This is a genomic window from Azospirillum isscasi (assembly GCF_030849505.1).
In the GTDB taxonomy this organism is placed as follows: domain Bacteria; phylum Pseudomonadota; class Alphaproteobacteria; order Azospirillales; family Azospirillaceae; genus Azospirillum; species Azospirillum isscasi.
The window spans coordinates 51,195-62,006 of the sequence record NZ_JAUJFI010000010.1 but is presented as its reverse complement, the minus strand read 5'-3'; the positions used below and the strand labels follow the sequence as shown (position 1 = coordinate 62,006).

The following is a 10,812-nucleotide window of genomic DNA, read 5'->3' as shown; positions in this document are numbered from 1 at the left end:
AGCGGCACGGCGGTCAGCGCGGCGAAGGCCCACCAGGGGGAGGTGGCGAGGTCCGGCAGCAGGCTGGCCTGAAGCCCCGCGGCGGCGCGCCCGATCCCGGCCAGCGTGGCTGCGGCCAGCAGCAGCCCGGTCAGCCCGCCGCGCAGGGTCAGGCCGATGACGTGCGATTCGAATTGCCGGGCCACATAGCGGTCGGTCGCCCCCATCAGGTGCAGCAGCTCCACCACATGGCGGTGGATGGCGAGGCCGGAACGCACGGCGAAGACCACGGCCATCACGCCCGCCCCGCCGATCAGCGCCACGATGCCCAGCGCCGCCAGATGCATCGCCCCGGCGAAGCGGCGCAGGTCGGCCAGCCACACGGCGTGGTCGTCCAGCGTGGCGCCGGGGGCGGCGCTGGACAGCCGCGCCGCCAGCGCCGCCGTGTCCACCGGTCCGCTGGTCACCACGTCGATCAGCCGCGGCATGGGCAGCAGCGGGTCGGCGGCCTCCTTGCCCAGCCAGGGCTCCAGGAGCCGCCCGACGTCCCCGGCGGACAGGACGCCGGCGGAGGCCACGCCGGGGGTGGCGCGCAGGACAGTCAGCGCGGCCTCCGTCCGCTCCTCCAGCGGCGCGGCGCGGGCGCTGTCGGGAAGCGGCATGATCTGCACGGTCAGCCCGCCGGCCAGACCGCTGTCCCAGCGCCGCGTCATGTCGGAGACGAGCAGCGCCCCGGCCAGCGCCAGCGCCGCCAGATAGACCATCAGCGCGGTCAGCCACATGAGGAAGCGCGAGGTCGGGTCCTTGGCCAGCGGCAGGTCGGAGCTTCGGCGGGTCAGCGGCGGCAGGGCCATGGCGTGTCTCCTTCCCCCCGTCTCAGGCCCAGCGCGAGGCGTGTGCCGGCAGGACGTGCAGGCGCCCGTTCTCCAGCATCAGGCGCGGGTGTTCGAAACGGCGGATCAGCGCCTCGTTGTGGGAGGCGATGACCACCGTGGTGCCCAGCTTGTGAAGCTCCTCGAACAGATAGAGAAGGCGCATGCCGATGCCGTCGTCCACGTTGCCGGTCGGCTCGTCCGCCAGCAGCAGGCGCGGGCGGTTGATCACCGCGCGGGCGATGGCGACGCGCTGCTGCTGCCCGCCCGACAGGGTGGAGGGCAGGGAGTGCAGATGGTTGCCCAGCCCCACCCAGCGCAGGATTTCCGTGCAGTGCTCCACCACGTCCGATTCGCGCGCACCGCCCATGCGCAGCGGCAGGGCCACGTTGTCGAGCGCCGAGAGATGGTCGAGCAGGGCGAAATCCTGGAACACCACGCCGATCTGGCGCCGCAGCTCCGGCAGGTCGGCGCGCCGGACCCGCGCCATGTCCTTCCCGAACAGGGTGACCAGCCCGCGGGACGGGCGGAGCGCCAGATACATCAGCTTCAGCAGCGACGATTTTCCAGCACCGCTCGCCCCCGTCATGAAATGGAACGAGCCGGGCTGCAAGGTGAAGCTGATGTCGCGCAGCACCTCCGGTCCGGTGCCATAGCGCAGTCCCACATTCTCGAAACGGATCACGGTCCCACCAACGGCGCATCGGCGCACCCCGGCGGCGTCCCGCCCGGTGCGCGGATGGACAATGCACCGGCAGGGGCCGGCGCGTCCACCGCCGTCCGTACCGCCGCCGTCCGTACCGCCGCCGTCCGTACCGCCCCGCCCGGCGCCAGAGCGTTCCTTGCTTCATACCTCATGACTACCTATAACGACATTCTGCAATTTCGGTGACCACGATCGGCATCTATGATCATCACCTGCCCGGCCTGTGCCACACGGTACACCCTTGCCGATTCGGCGGTCGGTCCACAGGGCCGCAAGGTGCGCTGCGCCCAATGCGGCCACATGTGGTGGCAGGCGCCCGAAGAGGACGAGCCCGTCTTCCATCCGGACGAGGTGACCGAGTTCCATCCGGCCCCGCCGCCGCCGCCGCCCAAACGCGCCTCCGCCGCCAAGACCCCGGCCAAGGCCCCGGCGGACCCGGGCGCGCGGCGCCGGGCGCTGGTCGGCTGGGGGATTTTCGTGGCGCTGCTGGCGGCCATCGGCGCCGCCGGCTATTTCGGCCGTGCCACCGCCGTGCGGCTGTGGCCTCCCGCCGCGCTTCTCTATGAAACGGTGGGCCTGCCGGTGGAGCCGCCGGGGACCGGGCTCCAGCTTCAGAACGTGCGGTCGGAGCAGAAGACCGAGGACGGAAAGCCGGTGCTGGTGGTGGACGGTCAGATCGTCAACGTCTCCGAAATGGCGCGGACGGTGCCGCCCCTGCGGGTGACCGCGCTGGGGGCCGATCGCCAGCCGCTGAAGAGCTGGACCGTCGAGCCGGCGCCGCCGCAAATCCTGCCGGGCGAGGTCGCAACCTTCCGCGACGTGCAGCCGGACGCCGCCGGGGCGCTGGCCGGGGTGCTGGAGGTGATGATCACCTTCGACGGCGGTCACTGAACGCGGACCCGTTACGGCGCGTAACCCCGGATGATGAGAGAGACCGCGCCGTCCACGACCCGCGTCAGCTGCTCCTCCGTCGGGCGTTCGGACAGGCACAGCAGGAAGCGCAGGTGCGTGTGCGACTTGATGAGGCCGACGAACTGCTCCGCCGCCAGTTGCGGGTCGGGGATGGCCAGCAGGCCGCGGCGGTCGAGGTCAACCATGAAGGCGGTCACCTGCTCCATAGTGCGGGCCGGTCCGGCGTCGTAGAAGGCGCTCGCCAGCTCGGGGAAGCGGTGCGCCTCGCCGACCACCACGCGGTAGCCGGCCAGCGCCTGCGGCGACAGGATCAGCGTGACGAAATGGCGGGCGACCAGACGCAGCCCCTCGGCCATCTCCAGGGTCCGCGCCTCCTCGCAGACGGCGGCCATCGTCTGCCCTTTGCATTCGCGGGCGACCATGGCGCGGAACAGCTCGTCCTTGCTGCCGAAATGGGCGTAGAGCGTCGCCTTGGACACATTGGCCGTCTTGGCGATGGCGTCCATGCTGACGGCGCCGTAGCCATGGTCCAGGAACAGCTTTCCGGCGGCCTCCAGGATCTGCGCGGGCTTCGATCCTGCCTCCGGCGTGGGGGCGACCAGCGTGCTCATGCGTTCCTCGTGTCCTGCAACCTGTCCTGCGACCTTGCCGGCGGTGCCTGCGGGGCTTCGCGTGCCGATACCCCGCTGCCGTAGCGCGTTCCGCATTCAACCACAATCCCAAACGTTAAAACTAGACCGTCCAGTTCACTCTTGACAACAGGTAGGGCTGTGATCATCTTTGCGCAAGACTAAACTGAACGGTTCAGTTCCGATGGGGCGGCGCCAAGCCGGCCCGGGCCGGGGCGGAACCGAAACGGGTGGGTTGGAAGACGATGGTCAAGGCCGTGCGGAAGATCGTTCTGTCGGGTGTGGCGGTTGCGGCGCTGGCCGGTGGCGGCTACGCCGGCTGGGGCTGGTGGGCCGAGGGACGCTTCTTCGAGTCGACCGACAACGCTTATGTCCACAGCGACATCACGGTGGTGAGCCCCAAGGTGTCCGCCTATGTGAAGGACGTCCGGGTGGCGGAAAACCAGCAGGTCACCGCGGGCGACGTGCTGGCCGTCCTGGACGACCAGGACTTCCGCGCCAAGGTCGCGGAGGCGGAGGCCAACGTCGCCGCGCAGAAGGCGGCGCTTGGCACCATCGACAGCAAGCTGCTGCTCCAGAAGGCGATCATCGACCAGGCCGCGGCGTCCGTCGCCAGCGCCGAGGCCGAGCAGCGCCGCGCCCAGCAGGACTTCGACCGCACCCGTTCGCTGGCCAGCGACAGTTGGGCCAGCCGCCAGAAGTTCGAGACGGCGGACGCCGACCTGCGCAAGGCGGTGGCCCAGTCCGACCGCGCCCGCGCGGCGCTGGCCGCGGAGAAGGATCAGGTCGGCGTGCTGAACGCGAGCCGCAGCGAGACCGGCGCCCGGCTGCGTCAGGTCGAGGCCGCCCTGGAAACCGCGCGCAACGACCTGAACAACACGGTCATCCGCGCGCCGGTGGACGGCGTGGTCGGCAACCGCGGCGTCCAGGTCGGCCAGTACGCGCGCCCGGGCGTGCAGCTTCTCTCGCTGGTGCCGCTGCCCGACGTCTATGTGGTCGCCAACTTCAAGGAGACGCAGCTTTCCCGCATGCGTCCCGGCCAGCCGGTGACGGTGGAGATCGACGCCTATCCGGGCAAGCCGCTGCTGGGCCGGGTGGAGAGCTTCGCCCCGGCCTCCGGTTCGCAGTTCAGCCTGCTGCCGCCGGAGAACGCGACCGGCAATTTCACCAAGATCGTCCAGCGCGTGCCGGTGCGCATCGCCCTGCCGCGCGACAGCGCGCTGTCCGGCCTGCTGCGCCCCGGCCTGTCCGTGGTCGCCGCGGTGGACACCCGCGGCGCCGAGGAGCATCCGCACAGCGCGGGCACCGTCTTCGGCGCTCTGGTCCCCGGCCAGACGGTCGCGGCCAAGTAACCGCCCTCTTAACCGACACCCGTTTTCGTCCCTGCCGTTTTCGTCCCTGCCGTTTTCGTCCTGGGGAGGGCGACCATGACCGCCATCACCAACGACGACACGCCGTCCGCCCGCAGCGCCGCACCCCCGGCGGACGCGGGCGGTGCCGCCACCGCGTCCCGGCTCCAAGCTCTCCCGCCCCCCGCGGGCCGGGACGCGGCGGCTCCTTCCCCTTCAAGCGCCGGGCCGCGGCCGGTGACCACGCGCGACTGGCTGGGCTTCCTGGCCATGGTCGTCGGCATGTTCATGGCGATCCTGGACATCCAGATCGTCTCCAGCTCCCTGTCGGAGATCCAGGCGGGGCTTGCGGCCAGCGCCGACGAGATCTCGTGGGTGCAGACCTCCTACCTCATCGCCGAGGTGGTGATGATCCCGCTGTCCGGCATGCTGGCGCGGATTCTCTCCACCCGCGTGCTGTTCACCATCGCCGCCGCCGGCTTCACCCTGACCAGCGTGGCCTGCGCCTTCACCTCCAGCATCGAATCGATGATCGTGTGGCGGGCGTTGCAGGGCTTCATCGGCGGCGCGATGATCCCGACCGTCTTCGCCACCAGCTTCTCCCTGTTCCCGCCGGAAAAGCGGGCGGGGGTCTCGGTGATGATCGGTCTGGTCGCCACCATGGCGCCGACGCTCGGGCCGACGCTGGGCGGCTGGCTGACGCAGAGCTTCTCCTGGCACTGGCTGTTCCTGGCCAACGTGCTGCCGGGCATCGCCGTGACCTCGCTGGTCTGGACGCTGGTCGATGTGGACAAGCCCAACCCGGCGCTGCGCAAGGGCTTCGATTTCGTCGGGCTGGGGCTGATGGCCGCCTTCCTCGGCAGCCTGGAGTTCGTGGTGGAGGAAGGCCCGCGCCAGGACTGGTTCCAGGACGAGTATGTCGCCATCTTCGCCGTGGTCGCCGCGGTGTCCGCGGTCGGCTTCTTCTGGCGGGTGCTGACCTATCACAACCCGATCGTGGAACTGCGCGCCTTCCTGGACCGCAACTTCGCCATCGGGTCGCTCTACAGCTTCATCATCGGCATCGGGCTTTACGGGGCGGTCTATCTTCAGCCGCTGTTCCTGGCGCGGGTGCGCGGGCTGAACAGTTTGCAGATCGGCACGATCATGTTCGTGACCGGCGCCTTCCAGTTCCTGTCCGCCCCGATCGCCGGCGCCCTGTCGAAAAAGATGGACCTGCGCGCCATGCTGGCGCTGGGGCTGCTGCTGTTCGGGACGGGGGTCTGGCTGAACGCCCACCTGACCAACCAGTCCGGCTTCTGGGAACTGTTCCTGCCGCAGGCGGTGCGCGGCCTGTCGCTGATGCTGTGCTTCATCCCGGTGAACAGCATCGCGCTGGGCACCCTGCCGCCGGAGCAGCTCAAGAACGCGTCCGGCCTCTACAACCTGATGCGCAATCTGGGCGGCGCCATCGGTCTGGCGGCGATCAACACGGTGCTGCTGGAGCGGGCGGCCCTGCACATGAACCGGCTGGGCGACAACCTGAACCTCGCCCGTCCGCTGGTGCAGGAGACGCTGGACGGGCTGGCCGCCAAATTCGACGGGCTGGTCGCCGATCCGCAGGCCGCCGCCATGAAGACGCTGGCCCGCATGGTGGAGCGCGAGGCCATGGTGCTGACCTTCAACGACTGCCTGCTGCTGATGGCCGGCGTGTTCTTCGGCGGGCTTCTGCTGATGCCGCTGGTGCGGCGTCCGGGCGGCAAGCCGGCGGCGGCGGATCACTGACCGCGCGGTTTCCGTCCCGCGGCGCCTTATCGTTGCGGCGGTGAAGCGTCCCGGTGACCGGCGCCCGTCTTCGTGCTATAGGGCAGGCCGTCGCGTCGAAGGGTCGGTCCGCCGTCATGAGCAAGCGTCAATACACCCGCGCCGAGGTCAAGGAACTGCTGTCCGCGCTGGAACGCCAGTGCCGGGAAGCGTCTAAGCTCGCCCAGCTGGCCGAGCACGAGGCGAGCAAGCACAGCTTCGGCGCCTACCGCGAGTTCCGCGACAAGGTGGGCGAGTTCCAGGCGCTGGTCATCCTGATCGAGCAGCGGCTGCGCAACCTCGTGGACACCCGCTCCGACGACCTGCGCGACCAGTTCGAGCGGCTGGACACGGTGATGCTGGCCCTCCTGGTGCGGGCCAGCATGCGCTTCTTCTTCGTGCTGTCGGCCAACCCGATCCTGCCCATGGGGGCGCGCGAGATCTTCGTGGCGGAGCTGCGCAGCCTGCACGACGCCCACGAGAAGCTGAAGCGCCCCAACTACGCCGGCAAGCTCGGCACGGATCTGGAGCGCGATCTGGAAACCGCCTCCCTGATCCTGGAGGAGATCATCGACAAGGCGCCCAGCCTGCTGAACTTCCGCGGGTGACCCGGCGCGGCGCCGGATCGCTCAGCGCCGAATCGCTCAGCGCTGGATCAGCGCGCTTTCCTTTCCGGACAGCACGAACACCTTGGCATAGGATTTCAAAAGCGCGTCGATCAGGGCGTTGACCGGCGGGCTGGACATGGCGCGGGGCTTGGCCGGATCGACGTGGAGGACGCAGCTGTCCTTCGTGTCGTTGAAGGCGGCCAGCGCGTGGATGCGGTCGGGGCGGAATTCGTCCGGGAAATTCTCGTCCATCAGCCAGAAGCACTGGAAGTTCCGGCAGGATTGCGGGCGCTCCTCATAGACGGTGCAGCCCTTGCCCTGGTCGCAGGAGACGCACCATTTGGCCGAGGGCTTCTTCAGTTCGGGCACGCCCATCAGCTTGCAGCACAGCGTGCATTCTCCGCAATTGCGGTCGGCCATAACGCGCGATCCTTGCCTGTCCTGGTGAGAAGGCGCGGACACTCGCACACATGGCGGTCCCAGGGAAAGTGTCCGTTGGACGGGGGCGGAAACGCCTACGCCAGGCTGGGAACGGCCAGCGGCTCGTCCGCCTCCCGGACCAGCAGCGCCTCGATGGCGTCGGCGGGGGCGGGGCGTGCGTAGAGATAGCCCTGCGCGTACTTGCACATGATGTCGCGCAGGAACTCCGACTCCAGCTCCGTCTCCACGCCTTCGGCCACGGCGTCCATGCCCAGGATGGCGGCCAGCGTGGCGATCACCTGCACGATGGCCGCGTTGCCCTCGCCCGACGAGATGGCCTGGACGAAGCTGCGGTCGATCTTCAGCGTGTCCGCCGGGAACTTGTGCAGATAGGACAGCGACGAATAGCCGGTGCCGAAATCGTCGATGGACAGGCGCACGTCCATGTCGCGGATGCGCTGCATCAGCACCCGGCACTTCGCCGGGTCCTTCATCAGCAGGCTTTCCGTGATCTCCAGCTTCAGGCTGGACGGCGGCACCCGGCTTTCCTCCAGAACCTCGCTCACCAGCCCGATCAGGTCGTCGTCGCTGAACTGGCGGGACGAGACGTTCACGCTCATGAACAGCGGGGCGGGGCGGGGGAAGCAGGACTGCCACCGGGCGAGCTGCCGCGCCGCCTCGCGCAGCGCCCAGCGGCCCATCGGCACGATCAGGCCCGATTCCTCGGCCAGCGGAATGAACTCGCCGGGCGGGACCAGCCCGCGTTCCGGGTGCTTCCAGCGCATCAGCGCTTCGAACCCGGCGATGCGGCCCGTGGCCAGAGCGACGATCGGCTGGTAGAACAGGACGAGCTGGTCCTGCTCCAGCGCCATGCGCAGGTCGGTTTCCGTGCGCATCTGGGCCATCGCCTGGCGGCGCAGGTTGCTGTCGAACACGTCGATCCGCGCCCGTCCGCCCGACTTGGCCCGGTACATGGCGAGGCTGGCGTCGCGCAGCATCTCCTCCGCCCGGTCGTAGCCGGACACGCTGAGCGCGATGCCGATGGAGGCGGACAGCACGAACTCGTGCCCGTCCAGCGCCAGCGGCATGGCGACGGCCTGGGCCATGCGTTCCGCCGCGGTCAGGGCGTCGCCCACGTCGTCGATGTTGTCCAGCAGCATGGCGAACTCGTCCGCCGACAGGCGGGCCAGCGTGTCGCCCATGCGGCGGGTGCCGTCCAGCCGCTCCGCGATGGTCTTCAGCAGCCGGTCGCCCACCGTGGAGCCCAGCGCGTCGTTGATCGACTTGAAGCGGTCCAGGTCGATGAAGATGACGGCGAAGGCCTTGCCGCCGGCCCGCCGGTTGCGGTCCAGCGCCTGCCCGATTCGGTCCAGAAGCAGGGTGCGGTTGGGCAGCCCGGTCATGCCGTCGTGGAAGGCGTCGAACAGAAGCTGCTGCTCCGCCCGCTTCTGGGCGGTGATGTCGGTCATCGAGCCGGCGATTCGCACCGACCGCCCCGACCCGTCGCGCACGGCAAGGCCGCGGACCAGCATCCACAGCTCGTCCCCATCGGCGGCGCGGATGCGGAAGACGTGCTGGAGATGCTCCCGCTCGCCGCTCAGATGCAGGTCGATGGCGGTGCGCAGCCCGGCCAGATCGTCCGGGTGCACGCGGTCGAACCATTCGGCGATGCGGTTGGACAGGCAATCCCCGTCGCAGCCCAGCATGGCCGCCCAGCGCGGGGAGTAATAGACCTCGTCCGTGTCCAGCCGCCAGTCCCACAGCCCGTCGTTGGCGCCCGCGGCGGCGAGCGCGTAGCGCTCCTCGCTCTGCGACAGGCGCTGTTCGGCGTTCTTGCGGCCGGTCACGTCGGCCTGGCTGCCGACCAGCCGCACCGGGCGGCCCTGGGCGTCCAGCACAGCGATGCCGCGGCAGGCCATCCAGCGGATGCCGCCGTCGGCGTGGCGCACGCGGTATTCGATCTGGAAGACGGTGCTGTCGCCGCCCAGCGCGTCCAGCGCCTCGCGCAGCGGGCGGCGGTCGTCCGGATGGACGCGCTCCATCCACTCGTCCGGGCTGCTGCCGACGCTGCCTTCCTCCAGCCCGAGCAGCGACAGCCAGCGCGGCGAGTAGTAGACGGTCCCGGCGTCGAGGTCCCAGTCCCACAACCCGTCATTGCTGGCCGCGGCGGCGAGCGCGTAGCGCTCCTCGCTCCGGCGGAGCTGGCGTTCGGCGTGCTTGCGGTCGGTGATGTCGGCGACCGAGCCGACCAGCCGGACCGGATCGCCCGCCTCGTCGATCACCGCCATGCCGCGGCACACCAGCCAGCGCCAGTTGGAGACGCCATCGCCCGGAGAAAGGCCGGTTCCCGTCCGGCGGACGCGGTGTTCGATCTGGAAAGGCAGCGAGACGCCGACCATCTGGCCTTCGAAGGAGGCGTAGAGCCAGTCGATGTCGTCCGGGTGCACGCGGTCGAGCCAATCTTCCGGGCGGTTGATCTCGCCCGGCGGCAGGCCGAGAAACTCCTTGAAGCGCGGCGACAGGAACATCGTATCGTTGCGGAGGTCCCAGTCCCAGACGCCTTCGGAGCCGGCTTTCTCGGCCAGCAGATATCGCTCGATCGTGCTGCTCAAAGCCCCCTCACCGCCGCGGCGTGCCCGCATTCTGCGCCCCGCACCATAGTGCCCGAATGGTGAATGAGAAATGAAGCCCCCTTGCGAAGGATTTGCGTCATGCTGGTGGAAAAGATGACCGGACCCGCCCCGCGGGCGCGTCGGGACCGTTCCGGACGCCATGGGCGAACCGGCTGTGCGCCGTCAACGTGAGGAAGCATGGGCATGGAATGGTCCGATCAAGCCGTTGTGCTGTCGGCGCGGCCGCATGGCGAGACCTCGGCGGTCGCCACCCTGCTGACTCGGGAGCACGGGCGGCACGCCGGCATGGTCATGGGCGGGCGGTCCAGCCGGATGCGGGCGGCGCTGGAGCCGGGCACGCTGGTGTCGGCGCGCTGGCGCGGGCGCCTGCCGGAGCATCTCGGCACCCTGACCGTGGAGGCGGTGCACGGCTATTCCGCCGCTTTTCTGGACGACCCGTTGCGACTCGCGACCTTGACCGCCGCCTGCGCGCTGCTCGAAGCCACCCTGCCGGAGCACCAGCCGCACCCCGCGCTGTTCGACGGCCTGCTGGCCCTGTTCGGCCTGCTGGGCGGCGACGCCTGGGCCGAATCCTACGTGCGGTGGGAGGTCGGGCTGCTGGCCGAGCTTGGATTCGGGCTGGATCTCGACCGCTGCGCGGTGACGGGGGCGAACGATTACCTCGCCTATGTCAGCCCGCGCACCGGGCGCGCGGTGTCGGCGTCCGCCGGGGAACCCTACCGCGACCGGCTGCTGCCGCTGCCCGGATTCCTCATCGGGCTGGGCGGCGGCGGGCCGCAGGCGGTGGAGGAGGGGCTGCGCCTGACCGGCCATTTCCTGGAGCGCCACCTGCTGAACGGCCCCCTGCCGCCCGCCCGCCTGCGATTAAGAGAACGTTACGCGAACGCGGTGGCGCGCCGCGGCTAGATTTGGTATCCACTCG

10 protein-coding genes are annotated in these 10,812 nt (G+C 69.8%); 5 read left to right on the top strand and 5 right to left on the bottom strand.

Annotation, left to right across the window (positions count from 1 at the left end; genetic code table 11):
- A partial coding sequence (locus QSG27_RS04315) for a cell division protein FtsX (RefSeq protein ID WP_306703898.1) occupies nt 1–833 on the bottom strand: 833 nt, incomplete at its 3' end.
- Between the two features lie 22 nt (nt 834–855).
- On the bottom strand, nt 856–1,536 hold the full coding sequence (gene ftsE, locus QSG27_RS04310; RefSeq protein ID WP_306703897.1) for a cell division ATP-binding protein FtsE: 681 nt from the start codon (nt 1,534–1,536) through the stop codon (nt 856–858).
- A 222-nt stretch (nt 1,537–1,758) separates the two neighbouring features.
- Here ftsE and QSG27_RS04305 point away from each other — a divergent pair, with 222 nt between their 5' ends.
- Nucleotides 1,759–2,448 carry a zinc-ribbon domain-containing protein gene (locus QSG27_RS04305; RefSeq protein ID WP_306703896.1) on the top strand — a complete coding sequence of 230 codons (690 nt, stop codon included), beginning with the start codon at nt 1,759–1,761 and terminating at the stop codon, nt 2,446–2,448.
- An 11-nt stretch (nt 2,449–2,459) separates the two neighbouring features.
- Here the strand turns inward: QSG27_RS04305 and QSG27_RS04300 are convergent, their stop codons facing one another.
- The gene (locus QSG27_RS04300; RefSeq protein ID WP_306703895.1) at nt 2,460–3,080 is read right to left on the bottom strand and encodes a TetR/AcrR family transcriptional regulator; all 621 of its coding nucleotides are present in this window, start codon (nt 3,078–3,080) and stop codon (nt 2,460–2,462) included.
- A 263-nt stretch (nt 3,081–3,343) separates the two neighbouring features.
- Here QSG27_RS04300 and QSG27_RS04295 point away from each other — a divergent pair, with 263 nt between their 5' ends.
- From QSG27_RS04295 to QSG27_RS04285, 3 genes are all read left to right on the top strand, one after another.
- Nucleotides 3,344–4,450, top strand: a complete 1,107-nt coding sequence (locus tag QSG27_RS04295; RefSeq protein ID WP_407653176.1) for an HlyD family secretion protein — start codon at nt 3,344–3,346, stop codon at nt 4,448–4,450.
- Nucleotides 4,451–4,525: 75 nt separating this feature from the next.
- Nucleotides 4,526–6,211 carry a DHA2 family efflux MFS transporter permease subunit gene (locus tag QSG27_RS04290; protein ID WP_306703893.1) on the top strand — a complete coding sequence of 562 codons (1,686 nt, stop codon included), beginning with the start codon at nt 4,526–4,528 and terminating at the stop codon, nt 6,209–6,211.
- 116 nt (nt 6,212–6,327) lie between these two features.
- Entirely contained in the window at nt 6,328–6,837 is a 510-nt protein-coding gene (locus tag QSG27_RS04285) for a hypothetical protein (RefSeq protein ID WP_306703892.1), read from the top strand.
- 36 nt (nt 6,838–6,873) lie between these two features.
- On the opposite strand, the gene QSG27_RS04280 is transcribed toward QSG27_RS04285, so the two are convergent.
- Together QSG27_RS04280 and QSG27_RS04275 are read right to left on the bottom strand one after the other, a co-directional pair.
- Entirely contained in the window at nt 6,874–7,257 is a 384-nt protein-coding gene (locus QSG27_RS04280; protein WP_306703891.1) for a hypothetical protein, read from the bottom strand.
- Nucleotides 7,258–7,352: 95 nt separating this feature from the next.
- Entirely contained in the window at nt 7,353–9,869 is a 2,517-nt protein-coding gene (locus QSG27_RS04275; RefSeq protein ID WP_306703890.1) for a sensor domain-containing protein, read from the bottom strand.
- A 204-nt stretch (nt 9,870–10,073) separates the two neighbouring features.
- On the opposite strand from QSG27_RS04275, the gene recO reads away from it, so the two are divergent.
- The gene (gene recO / locus QSG27_RS04270; protein ID WP_306703889.1) at nt 10,074–10,796 is read left to right on the top strand and encodes a DNA repair protein RecO; all 723 of its coding nucleotides are present in this window, start codon (nt 10,074–10,076) and stop codon (nt 10,794–10,796) included.
- Nucleotides 10,797–10,812 lie beyond the last annotated feature (16 nt).